Below are 17066 nucleotides of genomic sequence, written 5' to 3'. Positions count from 1 at the left end.
GTTTTCAGCGATCCATTTGAGATGGAAACCAAGAAGGGTTTACGTAAGAAGTATTATAAAAAGAGTTAGCTTAAATGTTAAAAACCAGTAAGAAAGCGGGACAGAACAGTATAAAAAAATAGAGCAGAAAATACGATGACCTTCAACAAATTTTAGCATATTTACGCATTCTTTATGAGCAACCGTTTCAAATATGTGCGACAGGTTCACCCTTGATTAAAAATGGCTTGCCATCGAATACAGAGTATGTGATAACGCATATGGGTAAAACGAGGTACAGTTCTGTATATGTGTGGCATTTTCAGTAAAGAAGTTCTGAGTAAAGACGTTAGCGTTGAATACCGCTTCTCTGCCGATCCTTATCTTAGTGCCTCAAGCAGTAACGACTCTAGTTTGTCTATGTAAACGCCTACGGGCGAGTTAAACAATCCAAAGGAAATACTCAAGATGGCAAAGATCAAAGGTCAAGTTAAGTGGTTCAACGAGTCTAAAGGTTTCGGTTTCATCACTCCAGCTGACGGCAGCAAAGATGTGTTCGTACACTTCTCTGCAATCCAGGGTAATGGCTTCAAAACCCTGGCTGAAGGCCAGAACGTAGAGTTCGAAATCCAAGACGGTCAGAAAGGTCCGTCTGCAGTAAACGTTACTGCAATCTAATCAGCTCTTTTGCTGTTAAAAACCCGCCTTTGTGCGGGTTTTTTTGTCTCTGAATTAAATCAATCCATTAAGGTAGGATAATCAATCCCGAATACTGATTACGGCCTTTAATGCCGGGATGGGTTGGGTCAATTGCTTGCTGTAGGCTGGTGCGGCGAAAACTGGTGTATTTGAAACGGGGCTGAGCATTATCCTCATCATCTGGGATTGTGGTGCATATTGTACAACTACCGACCCTATCAACTTGATGAATGCCTGCGCCACGTAACTGGTGCTCAGCTATGGCTGCTAAGTTAAGGTGGCGAAAACGCGGCGAAATAATATTTTTTGCCAGCGGTAATTCGTTAACAAACCGCTCCACCAATTCTTCATTAACTTCATAACAGCAGGAACGGGCGGCTGGCCCGATGGCGGCCACCCAATTAGCCGGGTTGTCGTCGCGCGCTATACGTTCAACCATTTTTAAGATAATACCATCTAATAAACCGCGCCAACCGGCATGAACCACTGCAATACCTTTTCCATCCCGTTGACTGAAAATCACCGGCAGACAATCCGCCGTCAAAACAGTTAATAAAATGCCCGGTTGCGTAGTATAGAGACCATCGGCTTCGCCACACTCTTGTCTGGGTTCTGTCACATCGACAATCGTGGTGCCATGAACCTGCTTTTTATTGGCTTGTGATGACTGATAAGGTTGGAGGCAGTCAGGTAATAGGGCAGATTTATTGCCAAAACCATGGCAAATAGTGGTGATTCGGCTGAGTTGTGGTGAAAAATCAGTCATAGGACTTACCTAAGGAAGAAAAAAGACGCTATCCAGTGTAAGCCGTTTTTTAACTTATTGACCAGTCACCTTTTCTTTTAAATCGCCGTTAGTGAATTGTTGCAAAATAACGCATCTTGTATCACTGTTTTGACACCTATTGATACAGTGGATAGGGTTTAATGGCTGCTGTTATTCAAGCGACCATTCAGGATTGAACTCTGTGATTTCTAAACCAAAAAATGATTCCTCTAACTTTATCCGTTGGCGTTTTAGCTTGCTATGTGGCTGCATTTTACTTTCATTTATTGGTCTGATAGCCAGAGTTGCCTGGTTGCAAGTTATTGAACCTGATCCGTTGGTAAAAGAAGAAGACATGCGCTCAGTACGTGTCGTGGCCACACCGAATACGCGCGGTATGATCACCGACAGAAACGGACATCCTCTGGCGGTCAGTGTGCCGGTTGAGGCTATCTGGGCGGATCCTGCGACGGTATTGGAGAAAGGGGGGGTTGGTGTTTCAGATCGCTGGCAGGCATTGGCTCAGGAACTTAACATACCACTCGACCAACTCAACAGCCGTATTCATCAAACTCCCAATGCCCGTTTTATCTATCTGGCCCGGCAAGTGGAGCCTGATGTTGCTGAATATATTCAACGGCTGAAATTACCGGGTATCGCCATAAAAGAGGAATCACGGCGCTTCTACCCTGCGGGGGATGTCGCCGCAAATCTGGTGGGTTTCACCAATATTGATGATCAGGGTATTGAGGGTGTCGAAAAGAGTTTTAATGCGCTCCTCAGCGGCACTGCCGGCAGTCGGGTGGTACGTAAAGATCGCTTCGGCCGGGTGGTGGAAGATATCTCCTCGACCGACAGTCATCCGGGGCAAAATGTTGAACTTAGCATTGATGAGCGACTGCAAACAGAAGCCTCCCATGCATTGACCAATGCCGTCATCTTCAATAAGGCGGATTCCGGCTCTGCCGTGGTTATTGATGTGAACACCGGCGAAGTATTGGCGATGGCTAACTACCCCACCTTTAACCCGAATAATAGGGTGGGCACTCCTGAGGAGAATTTTCGTAATCGGGCGATTAGCGATATTTTTGAACCCGGTTCAACAGTGAAACCGATGGTGGTTATGACCGCATTGGCGCGCCATATAGTGAAACCTGATGCAGTGTTGGATACCCACCCCTATATATTGAGTGGGCACCTTATCAAAGATGTGGCGCTTTATCCGGCTCTATCACTGACCGGTGTGCTGCAAAAATCCAGTGATGTTGGGGTATCGCGACTGGCGCTGGCGATGCCCGCTTCTGCATTGGTGCAAACCTACTCAGCGTTTGGCTTGGGCCAGCCGACGCAGTTAGGGCTGACAGGGGAAAGTAGTGGGTTAATGCCACATCGGCAGCGTTGGAGTGATTTAGACCGCGCAACGTTCTCCTTCGGCTATGGCTTGATGGTGACGCCGCTGCAACTGGCAAGGGTCTATGCCACTATCGGCAGCTTCGGTATTTATCGACCCTTGTCGATTACCAAGGTTGATCCGCCGGTATTGGGTCAGCGTATATTCCCAGAAGTGCTGGTGCGCGAGGTGGAACATATGATGGAAAGTGTGGCATTACCTGGCGGCGGTGGGGTGAAAGCCGCAGTACGGGGATATCGGGTGGCGGTGAAAACCGGGACGGCCAAGAAGATTGGACCAAATGGTCAGTATATTGATAAATATGTGGCGTATACCGCCGGTGTTGCTCCCGCCAGCCAACCCCGTTTTGCCTTGGTGGTGGTGATTAACAACCCTCAGGCGGGTAAATACTATGGTGGCGCAGTTTCTGCACCGGTATTTAGCGATATTATGGGGCAAATTTTACGCACCATGAATGTGGAGCCTGATGCGATTCCCATCAATGTGATGCGCCATAGTTAATTTCGCTTGATTCACCAAGGGTAACCGCGGCTTGCAACAGTATCTGTGCTTCTTTAGACTAACGCCGCGTCTGCCAGTATTTCTGGCGGTTATTAATCAGTTATCTGGGATTCAACCATGTCTTATCAGTGCCCCCTTTGTCATCAGGCCTTGCAGCAAAGCCCGCAACAGTGGCGTTGCAGCAATAACCACCAGTTTGATTGCGCCAAAGAGGGTTACGTCAATTTAATGCCGGTGCAGCATAAAGGGTCGAAACAGCCAGGGGATAGCCCAGAGATGATGCAGGCTCGGCGGGCTTTTCTGGATGCGGGCTATTATCAACCTTTGCAACAACGAGTCTGCGAGATTCTGGATAAGGCGCTACCACTGGATGCCGCTATGTTGTTGGATATCGGTTGCGGCGAGGGTTATTACACCGCCGCAGTGGCCAACCAGTTAAACCGGCAGCGTCAGATGGCTATTTTCGGGTTAGACGTCGCCAAAGTCGCTGTAAGATACGGAGCAAAACGCTATCCTCAAGTCAACTTTTGTGTGGCATCCAGCCACAGATTACCCTTTGCCAATCAAGCTCTTGATGCGGTGTTACGTATTTATGCTCCCTGCAAGGCAACGGAGCTGGCCCGAACCGTAAAGCCCGGTGGCATGGTGGTTACTGTTGCGCCTGGTCCGCGCCATCTCTATCAGTTAAAAGCCCTGATTTATGCTCAAGTACAACTGCACGACGATACGCCAGAGCATTTGGATGGGTTTGATCTGGTTAGCAGTGAAACCTTGGCCTACGAAATGAAGTTAAGCGGTAAGCAAGGTTTTAATTTATTGCAGATGACGCCTTTTGCCTGGCGCGCTTCCATTGAAACCGGACAAGAACTCGCTGCCCGGCACTCTTTTGTCTGTGAAACCGATTTTGTTATCGCCATTCATCGCCGTAGAGAAGATCTTGCCAGTGCTGCGCTAAGCAGTGACGAAAAGCTAATATAAGTGATTGCTCGTTATTTAATAATGCATAAATAAATGACGAGCGCATAACTCCCGTGAGGGATAAATATTATTATCTTAATGAGATAGTACAATAATCCCTGGTGGAGGATTGGTTGTTAACTTAAGTCAAATTTAAAGTATGTTCTATTTATAATAAAGATATTTATTTCAGATCTAAATTTCGCCAGGTTCTTCCTCCGGATTCAGTCACTAAAATCGAGGGGATAAATCGTATCTGCTCTGCAACTTTTAGTGCTAAATCAGCGACTTCCTGTTTATTTAATGTGCCACTGCCGTAATTGAACTCGCCCTCTGGTAATTTATAGACTTTCTCCCTGCCGATATGGCAAGTAAACCCGGCATCAATCATTTTCTTATTAAGAGAATCATAATCGCCTTCCACGGCGTTATGCAAAACGATACTGACCGTAAAGTACGGCATAGCTATTTTTCCAATTAATCAGGTGATGATATTTATATATCATACTGCTGGAATCGATATTTTGACCGGGGTCTAATTGCTGTACATGCCAGCAAAATAACCTTGAATAAATTGTGTCATCAAGGGCGCAGGTCGCAGGTCGCAGGTGACAGTATCGTCACCTGCTAAAAGAGAGGTAGAACTATAGCGCAAGTGATAAGCGGTTGCGGCCGGCATGTTTTGCCGCATAACAGGCAATATCTGCCTGACGCATAGCTTGTGCTGCCGTTTCTGTTTGCCGATTCAATGATACCGCCCCAAGGCTTGCGGTAAAGGAATAGGATTGACCGTGCCAATGGAATTGGATTGAAGCAATGTCAGCGACGACCCTTTCCAACACTTCGGTTGCGGGTTTATTTTGACAATTAAATAGCACGATAGCGAACTCATCACCGCCTAAACGCGCCACAATGTCATTTTCGCGCACCGCTTGTTGCATGGTTTGCGCCACCATTCGCAGCACCATATCCCCAGCCTCGTGACCGGCACTGTCATTCACATCCTTAAAGTAATCTAAATCGACATAACAGAGGATATGCTGCTCATTCTGACTCAACTGGCTGATGGCCTGATTGAGACGCTCTTCCAATCTCCGTCGATTTATCAAGCCAGTTAACATGTCATGATTGGCCTGATACTGTAACTCTCGCTGCTCATGGCGCGCGCGCGTGACATCCTGGAAAACCACCACCGCACCGGTGAGAAGGTTGTCACGATCACGAATCGGTGAGGCGGAGCAACGAATCTCCTGGCGCTCTCCCTGGCTCGATAACAGCTGACAGCCTTCGGGCAATAAGGTATGAAGCCCTTCGGCCAGGCACTGATTGATGGCAACCAATTGATTTTTATCCTGTAATGGGGACCATAAGATAAAAACTTCTTCAATGGGCAAGCCGCAAGATTCATTCTGACTGCGGCCTGTCATCTCTTCAGCTTTAGGATTCATCAATACAACGCGCCCTTCAGTATCAAGAGAGATAATTCCCTCCTGAATGGATGACAGCACCCGATGCAGTTGCTCCCGCTCTTCATAACGCGCGATTTCACTGGCACGCAGTGCATCTTCCCGCTGTTTTCGCTCGCTCATATCGCGGATTATTTTGGCGTAACCCAGCAGTTTGCCATGGTGGTCATGCACCACGGTAATCACGGTAACAGCCCAATAGCGGGTCATATCTTTGCGCACCAGCCAGCCCTCACGTTCTACCCGACTGGCCGAAGCGGAGGTTTTCAGTAATTTCTCTGGTAACCCGGCGGCAATATCTTCCGGCAAAAAGAAGCAGCCAAAATGCTGGCCGATTATTTCATTGCTGGCATAGCCCATATTACGCTCTGCACCGTGGTTCCAGGTATTGACGCGGCCCCAGGGGTCCAGCATTAAAATGGCATAATCTTCGACGGTATCGACCATCAGGCGAAAACGTTCTTCGCTGATGCGCAAGGCTTCTTCGCGCTGGCGTCGTTCCGTCAGGTCACGAACAATTTTGGTAAACCCTAACAACTTCCCGCTGTCATCATGCATGGGATTAATGGCCACACTGGCCCAGTAACGGATACCATTTTTGCGCACATGCCAGCCTTCGGTCTGGAAATTACCCTCGGCAATGGCTTTTGCCAGTGACTTCTCTGGCAGACCGGCGGAAATGTCTTCTGGGGTGAACAGTAGGGCAAAATGCTCGCCAATGATTTCGTCGCTGGTATAGCCTTCATTGCGCTCACCGCCTTTATTCCAGGTTAGAATGCGCCCATGAGTATCTATCATGTAGATAGCATAATCTTCGACTTCACTGATCAGATGGCGAAACTGCTCTTCACTTTTGCGCAAAGCATTTTCCCGCTGCCATTTGTCGGTCAGATCACGGGTAACTTGCACAAAACCTTGCAAATTATGGTCTGCGTCGTGCAGTGCGCTAAGGGTGATATGCCCCCAGAAGCGCTTACCATTTTTGCGAACTCGCCAGCCTTGATTCTCATAATGGCCCAGTTGATTGGCATGTTGCAGGCCTTTGGCGGGTAATTGCGTTGCTAAATCTTCAGGGGTGTAAAACAGCTCGAAAGATTGACCAATGATTTCATCGGCGTGATAGCCGGTATTGCGCTCGGCACCATTGTTCCATGTGAGGATATGTCCTTGGGCATCAATGATATATATGGCGTAGTCATCCACGGCTTCGATTAATAGCCGAAAAATGTGATCGTCAAATGATGCCGGATGGAAAGCCATTCCTATATTCCTTGAATTTTTATTCGGTCATATGTGCTGCACAGAACCAAATCCAGAAGATTTAATCTGTCATAGCGATAAATGTATTGAACTAGTTTATCGCTAACATTGGGGATTATGTAATAAGATTTTTATTAATAACGATAAAGAAAAGACATTTAATAACCTGCTGGTAGCTGCTATTTTTTCAATCAGGCCAGCATTTACGGGGCTTACAGCGATGAGTGTGATGGCATGATAAGGGGGCTGAATAATAGTTCACCTTATTAATAATAGGGGCTAATCGGGTTGTAAATGTATAAATAAATGACTTAAGTGGGGAGGGCGGAATTAAACTTGCATCAATTAAATACATTTTAGAATAATCTCACCTTAGCCTCTTTTTATCTCCTTATACAATGACGCTGCTACTGGCGATCAGGTTTATTACATAACCTACCTAAATTATTCACCACAGCAAAAATAATCCCCTGAATGTACGGAAATGCTTGCATCAGTAGATGTTATGCGGATAATTCTGAATCCTTATAATAAGCATTCTCATTTGTAATCCTTTTGTGAAACTCAGGGGCATCAACACGATGAATCAAAATATTTCTTCTTGCGCACATCAAAAACGGCTGGCTCCGCGCCTGTTGTGCGTCATGATCGGTGCCGCATTAGGGACGCTATCAGCTTCCTCATGGGCGGCTACGGCTACAGATAGCACAGCTGAAAACACCAAAAAAACCAGCGCCGCAACAGCAACGGCTAAAGCTGATGACAGCAAAAAAAGTGACACCATCACGGTTGTCGGGACGCAGGAGACTTTCCGCGCGGGTGGTAATGATTTAATTCCAACCTATTTAGATGGTCAGGTGGCGAATGGTGGTCGTATTGGCTTCCTTGGGCAGCAAGATGCGCGCAACGTGCCATTTAACGTCATCAGCTATACCTCAAAAATGATTGAAGACCAGCAAGCCAATTCGATTGCTGATGTTGTGAAAAATGATGCTTCCGTGCAAAACGTGCGCGGTTACGGCAACCCGTCACAGAACTATCGTATTCGTGGTTACAACCTTGATGGCGACGATATCTCATTTGGCGGCCTGTTCGGTGTTTTACCGCGTCAGATCGTGTCAACCAGCATGGTTGAGCGAGTCGAGGTGTTTAAAGGTGCCAATGCCTTCATTAATGGTATTTCACCCAGTGGTAGCGGTGTGGGCGGGATGATTAATCTCGAACCTAAACGTGCCGGTGATACTCCATTGACACGCGTCACAGTGGATTATGGTTCAGCTTCTCAAGTGGGCGGGGCGTTGGATGTCGGTCGCCGTTATGGTGATGACGATCAGTTCGGCGTGCGAGTGAATGTCCTGCACCGTGAAGGTGAAACAGCAATCAACGATGAGAAAAATCGTTTGACCGCAATTTCAACCGGCCTTGATTACCGTGGCGATCGCACCCGTACTTCATTAGATGTGGGCTATCAGAAGCAAACTATTCATCATATGCGCACTGATGTTGGATTGAGTAGAGATGCTAACGGTGATTATATGGTGACCGCTATCCCAGAACCGCCATCTTCAACCCTGAACTATGGGCAGTCGTGGGTGTATACCGATATGGAAACCACCTTCGGTATGCTGCGCAGTGAGTATGATGTCAGCCAGAACTGGACAATTTATGGCTCTGTCGGTGCCAGTCGCAATGAAGAAACCGGTCAGTATGGTGCGCCGATGCTGACGAATAATAATGGTGATGCCACTATTTCTCGTCTGTATGTGCCGTATGTCGCTGACTCTGTTGCCGGTCTGGGCGGTATTCGTGGTCATTTTGATACTGGTCCAATCGCCCATAAAGTCAATCTGGGTTATGCCGCTAACTATCGTACTACCAAGTCAGCTTGGAATATGTCTGGCTCAGAAGATACTAATATTTATAACCCCGGTGTGATTGGTTTTCCTCCGACGATCATGGGAAGTGATAGTCAAGATCCGCAATTAACTAGTCAGGTGCGTGCTTCTGGTCTTTCATTATCTGATACGCTGTCGATGATGGATGACAAAGTATCATTGATGTTGGGCGTGCGTCGGCAGGAAGTCACGATTCGTAACTTTGACAGTGGGGTGCCAAACAGTGCCGGTTCGCTGGATGCGATGAAAGTAACACCTATTTACGGCATCATGGTGAAGCCGTGGGAGAAAGTCTCCCTGTATGCTAACCACATTGAAGCGCTGGGGCCGGGCAAGTCCGCACCTTATCAATTTAATGGCAAGCCAGTGGTTAACGCAGGCCAAATTCCGGGCATCATTCATTCCAAACAGAATGAAATCGGTCTGAAGTTTGATAACCAACGCTACGGTGGTACGTTGGCTCTGTTTGAAATTACCCGACCAACGGGTATGGTTGATCCAGCGACTAACGTCTATGGTTTCTATGGCGAACAGCGCAACCGTGGTATTGAACTGAATGTATTCGGCGAGCCGGTATTTGGTACCCGTCTGTTAGCGAGTGCAACGTGGTTAGACCCTAAACTGACCCAAGCGGCTGACAGCGCCAATAATGGTAATGATGCCGTTGGTGTTGCCAACTACCAGTTAGTGTTTGGCGGCGAATATGATATTCCTGTGGTTGAAGGTCTGACCGCGACTGGTACAGTGGTGCGCTCTGGTTCCCAATATGCCAACGAAGCCAATACCTTGAAACTGAAACCTTGGACGCGTCTGGATCTGGGGGTGCGTTATACCATGCCAATGAAAGATACCAGTCTGACATGGCGGGCGAATATTGAGAACGTAACCAACGAACGCTACTGGGAATCGGTTGAAGATTCTGGCACTTACATTTATCAGGGCGACCCACGAGCACTGAAATTATCAGTCTCAATGGATTTCTAATACTGAATTGATATTTGCCGATTATTGATAGAATAAAAAACCCCGCTATTCATCTCGAATGCGGGGTTTCTTTTTGCTCTTTTAGCTCGCTTTATTTTACAGCGAGAATAAAAGGATTAACGATAGGGTTATCAGGTTAGGCGAGACGATAAATGTGCTCGTAAAGGATATTAAAACCGATACCTATCAGCACAATACCCCCGATGATTTCAGCGCGTTTACCGAGTAGTGGGCCGATATAGCGGCCAATCAGCATTCCGAGGGTTGCCATAATCATGGTGGCTAACCCAATCGCCATTGCGGTGTGAACAATGTTCACTTGCAAGAACGCCAGACCAACACCAATTGCCATGGCATCAAGGCTGGTGGCAATGGCTGTCATCACCAGAACCCAAAAGCTGTGACTGCGCATTTTTTCGGTTTCTTCGACTTGCTGTTTTGCGCCTTCGAAAATCATGCGGCAACCCAGAATGAACAGCAGGCTAAAGGCAATCCAGTGGTCCCATTCCAGAATATATTGACTGGCGAATAGGCCAATGCACCAGCCAATTAGTGGGGTAATAGCTTCGATCACACCAAAGATAAGACCGGTGCGAATAGCTTCTCTAAAACGGGGCTTATGTAGGCTGGCACCTTTACCAATAGATGCAGCAAAGGCATCCATAGACATAGCAAAAGCAAGCACTAATGTTGCAGATAGATTCATAGCAATAGTCTCGGCCGGGCGGCTCCATATACACGTAACCCACCCCCAACCTAACGACGGAGCTACGTGTCTATGGTCTCGCCAACCTTACCTGGCTGCCCGCACCACGTTCCAATAAATGAAACGAGTATGTTGATACGAGCGTTTCTATATATCGATATATCAATTCAATATAACGTATAGAAACCGGCTACTCCCCATGAACGGCGCAACCTTAACATATAAATTCCAATGGCGACAACCCCAAAAATAATATGGCGAACAGAAGGTATTGATAATGATTTTCATTATCGAGATTTTGCCGAAAAATAGGTGATATAAGCATCAGCAATGGTGTGGAAATAAATAGCTGAGGTGTAATAAAGATGTTGGGAAATTAATCAATCAACTGGAAAATCAACTGCTTCATTTCCCTGAGCTATAGTTTTATGCTTGATTTTCAATGAAAAAATTATAAATCCTTTCCAGGTCATCTAATTGTCTAACCTGAATAAGTAATCTGCGCTGTTCTAAATCAATCACCAGTATCCCATCTTCAGATAAATTCATACTTTTTATTCGGCTATATTCAATAAAAGCATTAGCGTAGAAGAATCCTGTATTTTTAAACAACAATTTAGGCCAACGAATATAAGAAATATAAAATGCAATTAGCGCTAAACCCACTAATAAATAAGTGGTTAATGGTGCGCCATTTGCCATCACATTATTGTAAATAAGAATAGCAATCAGCCCGACAAAGATGGCACTGTCGATTTTATTTCTGCGCTTAAGGTGAATTTGTAGCCGGGTTTTTCCTTTCATCATGTTCATGATGAATTCATCATAGATGGCATAAGCCAGTAACAGGGCAATAAAAACAATTAAGACAATATCCGTAACCGACATGCACTTACTCCTAAATAAAAAACCGGGAGTAACCCCCCGGTTTCAGACTACTGATAAAATCAAATGAAGGGGAATCGTGCCGTTGGGGTCGTAGTCGCGTAAGCGACCGGAGTGCCCCTAGGTGCGGTAAACCCTTCACTCTTCGTGCATCAGTAGCTTTGTCCTTAACCTCAAACCGGGAGTATCCCCCCGGTTTTTGCCAAATCTAACCAGAAAATTATGGTGCCAGGAAGCCAATCCAGTAGCCGAAGATACCGATGGCGAAGAAGCCCATAATAATCCACAGCGCGTTAACTTTACGGCGCAACAGCCACATACAACCGAAGGTTAACAGCAACGGTACTAAGCCTGGCATCAACTGATCCAAGATGGTTTGTACCGTGGTAACAGTAGTCTCGCCCGCCTGGTTGGTGACTCTGGACACCACCACCGGTATATTGACGTGTGTCCACTTGTTAACCAAGGCCCCCATGACAAACAGGCCGAGGATAGACGCCCCTTCCGTCAGTTTTTGTAGGAAGCCGCCGCCCATATCGCTGACGATATCGACACCTTTTTTATAGCCGTAAGCCACGCCGTAATAACGGGTTAACAGACGAACTACGTTAAACAGCACAAAGAACAGCAGTGGGCCAAGTAAGCTACCGCTCATCGCAATACCAGCACCGAGGGCGGCAAATACCGGGCGTACAGTACCCCAGAATATTGGGTCACCCACACCGGCCAGTGGCCCCATCAGACCAACTTTGATACCGTTAATTGCGGCATCGTCAATCGCTGCACCATTGGCTTTCTGCTCTTCCATCGCCAGCGTTACGCCCAGAATCGGGGCAGCAACGAAAGGTTGGGTGTTGAAGAATTCCAAATGACGTTTGATTGCCTGCTTACGCTCTTCCGAGTTCTCCGGATACAGGCGACGAATCGCCGGTACCATAGAGAAGCAGAAACCCAGCGCCTGCATACGTTCGAAGTTCCACGACCCTTGGAAGAGGTTAGAGCGGATAAACACACCGCGAATATCGGCGGGCGTGAGTTTCTTTTCACCAGTAGTTGTTTTATCAACAGTCGTTGTATCAACCATTTCTCTCACCTTTTCCTAGTCTAATTCGTTATCAAGATCGTTATTGGCCGGGCCTGCCTGTACAACCTGAGACTTGTTGTATTTCGGGCTAAGCTGGATATAAAGCACGGCCATAACCACACCAATAACACCCAAGGCCACCAGGTTGAAGTTGGTAAATGCGGCAGTCACGAAACCTAAATAGAAGAATGGCATCAGGTAGCCAGCACGCATCATGTTGATAACCATGGCGTAACCGACAACAACGATCATACCACCGGCGATATTCAGGCCATTGGTAACCACTTCAGGAATTGAGCTAAGCATCATCTGAACTTCAGATGTCCCGACGGACAGGGCAACGATCAGTGCCGGGATGGCGATACGCATCGCTTGCAAGAACAACGCGGAGATATGAATCCAGGTAATTGCTCGCAGACTGCCACGTTCTGCTGCACCATCAGCGGCATGCTGGAAGGCAACAGTAATGGTACGTACGATAATGGTTAACACCTGACCGGCTGCTGCCAACGGGATCGCCAGAGCGATACCGGCACCGATGCTTTGGCCGCCAGCAATAACCAGGATGGTTGAAATAATCGATGCCAGAGCAGCATCAGGTGCCACTGCGGCCCCGATGTTCATCCAGCCAAGAGCGATCATCTCCAGGGTACCACCGACGATAATACCGGTTTTCATATCACCCAGAACCATACCTACCAAGGTACAGGCCACCAGAGGGCGGTGAAATTGGAACTCATCCAGAATGGAACCCATCCCGGCGATACAGGCAACTATGAATATCAGCACAATCTGAAGAGTTGTGATCTCCATTGTACTTCTCCTATGACCAAAAAAGCTGAGTAAAAATAACCGAGTTCCAAAACAGAACAGGGCATAACCTTGCTACGTAGTTTTTAGTAACGCTATTTATTAAGTTTGCTAATCAAGTCCATCATTTTGAGCCGGCTATCCGAAGATACTTTTCGAACTTCCAGTTCAATACCGCGAGCATTCAATTTATTGAATGCTTCAATATCTTTTTCATCAACGGAAACAGCATTGTTCACCTGGGTTTTTCCCTGACGGAATGCCATGCCACCAATATTGACTGACTTAATATCCACTCCCCCCTCAACCAAACGCACGACGTCAGTTGGGTTGGTAAATAACAACATGACTCGATCTTTGGCATATTGCGGGTTGTTGTATACGCGGATAGCTTTATCAACATCAACTACGTGCGCGGTTACGCCTGGAGGAGCAACCTGTTTGAGTAAGGTGCTACGCATTTTGTCGGCAGCCACTTCGTCGCTGACCACAATAATGCGATTTACGTTTGTTTCTTTGGTCCAGCGAGTTGCGACCTGACCATGAATCAGGCGGTCATCAATACGTGCCAGCCCGATCTTCATATGATCGTTTGGACCTAAAGCGACGGCAGGAGCTGCGGTAACTTTTTTTACAGCGGCAGGTTTTGTCTCGGGTTCGGCTTGAGATGTTTTAAGAGCCTTAACACCCGCACGACCGGTTTCCAATGCAATGCCAACCAGTTCGGCAAATGATGGATTATCATCACGTGCCATAAAGGTTTCCACTAGCATTGGAATGTTAACGCCAGCGATGACTTCGTAATTTTCTTTGTCAGTAACAATTCGGCTGGCGGCGTTAAACGGGCTACCACCCCAGGTATCAACCAGGAAGATCACTCCCGCACTGGTATCTAACCCTTCCAGTTTAGCTGTGTATTTCTCAACTAACGTGTCGGCATTCTCACCTGGGACGAAATCGATATAGGCGACATTTTCTTGTTCGCCTATAAGCATTTCGGTGGTTTTTAGCAGTTGTTCTGCCGCAACCCCATGTGTGCCAATGATAATAGCTATACTCACTCGCTACCCCCTCAGTTAACTCAGAATTGAGTTCTCGCACGTAACATAAAAGCAGTAATCCCCAAGCACACTTCGATACATATTGAATCTATTATGATAGTCACAATATCAGCGCACTGCTGATGATTTATTCGCAACACCAATGAATCGATTCAGGTACATATCGCAATGTGTTGGATGTGATTTATTTTAGTCAGTGAAAAAATAAATTATGTGATGTTGCTCATTTATTGGGACATGTTATGAATGATTTCGCTTAGTTGGATAATTATTCGACACTTATATGAGTAATTTTGATGAGTGTAGCGCTAACATATTCATCATAATATGATTGTTGTGTGTAAATTTTGTGCGATTGGTGTGAATCTTGGCGGATAGCCCGTTTGGGGCTGGGGAGAAATTTTAGCCATGAAAATAAGCATGCTGTTTACTGATACGGCGTAATTTCATGAGATTTTAGTTAATCGTGGGCCTGGTAATAAATCCGACTATGCTGATAAAAAAATTCCTGATAAAGTTAGCGGCTCGATTAATTGTCAGGAGTTAAGGGCCTCAGCTCTCCCTATGGACTGTCACCGAAGTTACTGTTTCTCTAGTGTTAATACCTCACCAGTGGGTCTACATCTGGTTATCCAATCACGCACAGTTGCTGCGTATAATTTCACCCGATCTTTCTGCGTATCTATACTGACAACCGTACCGCGGCGTTTTGCTGTGTCTGTTGCAGGTCGCACATCATCTGAATCGTGTTCTTATTATCGGAGTCTGACATGGAATTTCTAATGGACCCCTCAATCTGGGCAGGGTTATTGACGTTGGTGGTACTGGAAATTGTTCTGGGTATCGATAACCTGGTATTCATCGCCATTCTGGCCGATAAATTGCCGCCAAAACAAAGAGATAAAGCTCGTATTATCGGGTTGTCTCTGGCATTGATTATGCGTTTGGGGCTGCTGTCGGTGATTTCCTGGATGGTCACGCTGACCACACCGCTGTTTAGTGTTGGCAGCTTTAGCTTCTCCGGGCGAGATCTGATTTTACTGGTGGGGGGGCTGTTCCTGCTGTTTAAAGCCACCACCGAGTTACATGAACGGCTTGAGGGAAACCAGCACGATGACAGTGCGAGCAAAGGTTATGCCAGCTTCTGGGCTGTTGTTGCACAGATAGTAGTATTGGATGCCGTGTTCTCCCTCGATGCGGTGATTACTGCCGTGGGGATGGTCAATGATTTGGCTATCATGATGACTGCGGTCGTGATTGCCATGGGCGTGATGCTGCTGGCATCAAAAACATTGACGCGGTTTGTTAACGCACACCCGACGGTTGTGGTGCTGTGCCTGAGCTTCTTGCTGATGATCGGCTTGAGCTTAATTGCTGAAGGTTTTGGTTTCCATATTCCGAAAGGCTACCTGTATGCCGCCATCGGATTCTCTATCCTGATAGAGCTGTTTAACCAGATTGCCCGCCGTAACTTTATTAAGCATGAATCTCGCTTGCCACGCCGCCAGCGCACGGCCGAAGCTATCATCCGCCTTATGGGGGGGCGTCAGCAGCAGGAGCCACAAAACGGCGATCCGCAGTTGGTAATGCCGACAGAGGCTTTTGCGGAAGAAGAGCGCTATATGATAAGCGGTGTGCTGACATTGGCATCCCGGTCATTGCGCAGCGTGATGACACCACGCACAGAAATCTCTTGGGTGGATTGTACTCGTTCACAAGAAGAGATCCGTGAGCAACTGTTAGATACACCACACAGCCTGTTCCCGGTATGCCGTGACTCATTGGATCAGATAATCGGTGTGGTTCGTGCCAAAGATCTGTTAGTGGCGATTGAACGTGGAGACTCTATTTGTGAGTTTGCTGCGGCGACACCACCAATAGTTGTGCCTGATACTATGGATGTGATTAATCTGTTGGGCGTCTTGCGCAAAGCGAAAGGCCGCTTAGTGGTGGTTAATGACGAATTTGGTGTGGTGCAAGGGCTGGTCACTCCGCTCGACGTGCTGGAAGCTATTGCCGGTGAGTTCCCTGATGAAGATGAAACGCCAGATATTATTGCCGATGGTGATGCTTGGTTGGTGAAAGGGGGGGCAGATTTGCACTCTCTGGAGCAGGCGCTGGATTGTCAAGAGTTGGTCAGCCCGACGGCAGACTATGCTTCATTAGCGGGTATGCTGCTGTCACATTCAGGCCATATGCCAACCGCAGGTGATGTGATTGAACTGCATAATTTGCGCTTCGAGATTATAGAAGTGTCAGATTACCGTATTGAACTCGTGCGCATCACCAAGCTGAGTAACGAATTGGCAGAGTAACACTCTGACAGCAAAAAGAGTTCGGTTACTGCGGGTCATCTTAGGGTGACCCGCATTTTTTATGCATACTGTAGCGCATTTGAATACGTTCAGTTTTATTCCAGAGTAATCATGTTAAATTATTAAGCTTATAAATACTATCAATAACAATATTTATTGTCTTTTATTAATAGGCAAGTAATAGCGTATCTAATAATATTTATTTTTATTCTTCACTTAATATGTTTATTTTTAATATCTTTATTTCTCACATTCGTGGTTTAATTAATTCATAAAATATAATACAT

General features: G+C 46.7%; 14 protein-coding genes and 1 riboswitch. Of the genes, 6 read left to right on the top strand and 8 right to left on the bottom strand.

The features are described from left to right. Positions 1–288: 288 nt before the first annotated feature. Both HU019_RS19010 and cspE read left to right on the top strand, forming a co-directional pair. Positions 289–405, top strand: coding sequence for a DUF2627 domain-containing protein (locus HU019_RS19010; RefSeq protein WP_002211058.1), 117 nt, complete (start codon positions 289–291; stop codon positions 403–405). Between the two features lie 42 nt (positions 406–447). Next, positions 448–657 carry a transcription antiterminator/RNA stability regulator CspE gene (cspE, locus tag HU019_RS19005; RefSeq protein WP_002221949.1) on the top strand — a complete coding sequence of 70 codons (210 nt, stop codon included), beginning with the start codon at positions 448–450 and terminating at the stop codon, positions 655–657. A gap of 67 nt (positions 658–724) precedes the next feature. On the opposite strand, the gene pgeF is transcribed toward cspE, so the two are convergent. Continuing rightward, positions 725–1444 (bottom strand): peptidoglycan editing factor PgeF, encoded by a 720-nt coding sequence (gene pgeF, locus HU019_RS19000; RefSeq protein WP_174847442.1) that lies wholly within the window; start codon positions 1442–1444, stop codon positions 725–727. A gap of 202 nt (positions 1445–1646) precedes the next feature. On the opposite strand from pgeF, the gene ftsI reads away from it, so the two are divergent. Then, positions 1647–3356: a peptidoglycan glycosyltransferase FtsI gene (gene ftsI, locus HU019_RS18995; protein WP_174847443.1), complete on the top strand. Its 1710-nt coding sequence runs from the start codon at positions 1647–1649 to the stop codon at positions 3354–3356. A 117-nt stretch (positions 3357–3473) separates the two neighbouring features. Next, a complete protein-coding gene (gene rlmA / locus HU019_RS18990; protein ID WP_174847444.1) occupies positions 3474–4334 on the top strand; it encodes a 23S rRNA (guanine(745)-N(1))-methyltransferase in 861 nt (286 codons plus the stop codon). Positions 4335–4497: 163 nt separating this feature from the next. Here rlmA and HU019_RS18985 read toward each other — a convergent pair whose 3' ends face one another. Both HU019_RS18985 and HU019_RS18980 read right to left on the bottom strand, forming a co-directional pair. Then, the gene (locus tag HU019_RS18985) at positions 4498–4776 is read right to left on the bottom strand and encodes a hypothetical protein (protein WP_077173991.1); all 279 of its coding nucleotides are present in this window, start codon (positions 4774–4776) and stop codon (positions 4498–4500) included. 181 nt (positions 4777–4957) lie between these two features. Then, positions 4958–7039 carry a PAS domain S-box protein gene (locus HU019_RS18980; RefSeq protein ID WP_174847445.1) on the bottom strand — a complete coding sequence of 694 codons (2082 nt, stop codon included), beginning with the start codon at positions 7037–7039 and terminating at the stop codon, positions 4958–4960. 581 nt (positions 7040–7620) lie between these two features. On the opposite strand from HU019_RS18980, the gene HU019_RS18975 reads away from it, so the two are divergent. Continuing rightward, positions 7621–9918: a TonB-dependent receptor gene (locus tag HU019_RS18975; RefSeq protein ID WP_174847446.1), complete on the top strand. Its 2298-nt coding sequence runs from the start codon at positions 7621–7623 to the stop codon at positions 9916–9918. 136 nt (positions 9919–10054) lie between these two features. Here HU019_RS18975 and mntP read toward each other — a convergent pair whose 3' ends face one another. The 5 genes from mntP to manX all read right to left on the bottom strand — a co-directional run bounded on the left by mntP (position 10055) and on the right by manX (position 14464). Beyond that, positions 10055–10624 carry a manganese efflux pump MntP gene (gene mntP, locus HU019_RS18970; protein ID WP_005170500.1) on the bottom strand — a complete coding sequence of 190 codons (570 nt, stop codon included), beginning with the start codon at positions 10622–10624 and terminating at the stop codon, positions 10055–10057. Positions 10625–10634: 10 nt separating this feature from the next. Further along, positions 10635–10835, bottom strand: a riboswitch (yybP-ykoY riboswitch). A gap of 215 nt (positions 10836–11050) precedes the next feature. Next, positions 11051–11512: a DUF986 family protein gene (locus HU019_RS18965; protein WP_174847447.1), complete on the bottom strand. Its 462-nt coding sequence runs from the start codon at positions 11510–11512 to the stop codon at positions 11051–11053. A gap of 217 nt (positions 11513–11729) precedes the next feature. After that, positions 11730–12593: a PTS mannose transporter subunit IID gene (locus tag HU019_RS18960; RefSeq protein ID WP_050077467.1), complete on the bottom strand. Its 864-nt coding sequence runs from the start codon at positions 12591–12593 to the stop codon at positions 11730–11732. A 15-nt stretch (positions 12594–12608) separates the two neighbouring features. Beyond that, the gene (locus HU019_RS18955; RefSeq protein ID WP_050077468.1) at positions 12609–13406 is read right to left on the bottom strand and encodes a PTS mannose/fructose/sorbose transporter subunit IIC; all 798 of its coding nucleotides are present in this window, start codon (positions 13404–13406) and stop codon (positions 12609–12611) included. 92 nt (positions 13407–13498) lie between these two features. Next, the gene (gene manX / locus HU019_RS18950) at positions 13499–14464 is read right to left on the bottom strand and encodes a PTS mannose transporter subunit IIAB (RefSeq protein ID WP_174847448.1); all 966 of its coding nucleotides are present in this window, start codon (positions 14462–14464) and stop codon (positions 13499–13501) included. 770 nt (positions 14465–15234) lie between these two features. Between manX and HU019_RS18945 the strand changes: the two genes are divergently transcribed. Beyond that, positions 15235–16779 (top strand): TerC family protein, encoded by a 1545-nt coding sequence (locus tag HU019_RS18945; protein WP_174847449.1) that lies wholly within the window; start codon positions 15235–15237, stop codon positions 16777–16779. The last annotated feature ends 287 nt before the right edge of the window (positions 16780–17066 follow it).

It is taken from the genome of Yersinia artesiana (assembly GCF_902726545.1).
Taxonomy (GTDB): Bacteria; Pseudomonadota; Gammaproteobacteria; order Enterobacterales; family Enterobacteriaceae; genus Yersinia; species Yersinia artesiana.
The sequence above is the reverse complement of the archived record's forward strand: the minus strand, read 5'-3'. Positions and strand labels throughout refer to the sequence as shown.

Excerpts from the sequence above, each read along its gene's own strand:
- HU019_RS18955 (WP_050077468.1), bottom strand. The coding sequence starts at position 13,406 with ATGGAGATCACAACTCTTCAGATTGTGCTGATATTCATAGTTGCCTGT.
- pgeF (WP_174847442.1), bottom strand. The coding sequence starts at position 1,444 with ATGACTGATTTTTCACCACAACTCAGCCGAATCACCACTATTTGCCAT.
- HU019_RS18960 (WP_050077467.1), bottom strand. The coding sequence starts at position 12,593 with ATGGTTGATACAACGACTGTTGATAAAACAACTACTGGTGAAAAGAAA.
- cspE (WP_002221949.1), top strand. The coding sequence starts at position 448 with ATGGCAAAGATCAAAGGTCAAGTTAAGTGGTTCAACGAGTCTAAAGGT.
- HU019_RS18985 (WP_077173991.1), bottom strand. The coding sequence starts at position 4,776 with ATGCCGTACTTTACGGTCAGTATCGTTTTGCATAACGCCGTGGAAGGC.
- HU019_RS18945 (WP_174847449.1), top strand. The coding sequence starts at position 15,235 with ATGGAATTTCTAATGGACCCCTCAATCTGGGCAGGGTTATTGACGTTG.
- HU019_RS18980 (WP_174847445.1), bottom strand. The coding sequence starts at position 7,039 with ATGGCTTTCCATCCGGCATCATTTGACGATCACATTTTTCGGCTATTA.
- rlmA (WP_174847444.1), top strand. The coding sequence starts at position 3,474 with ATGTCTTATCAGTGCCCCCTTTGTCATCAGGCCTTGCAGCAAAGCCCG.
- HU019_RS18975 (WP_174847446.1), top strand. The coding sequence starts at position 7,621 with ATGAATCAAAATATTTCTTCTTGCGCACATCAAAAACGGCTGGCTCCG.
- HU019_RS19010 (WP_002211058.1), top strand. The coding sequence starts at position 289 with ATGTGTGGCATTTTCAGTAAAGAAGTTCTGAGTAAAGACGTTAGCGTT.
- HU019_RS18965 (WP_174847447.1), bottom strand. The coding sequence starts at position 11,512 with ATGTCGGTTACGGATATTGTCTTAATTGTTTTTATTGCCCTGTTACTG.
- mntP (WP_005170500.1), bottom strand. The coding sequence starts at position 10,624 with ATGAATCTATCTGCAACATTAGTGCTTGCTTTTGCTATGTCTATGGAT.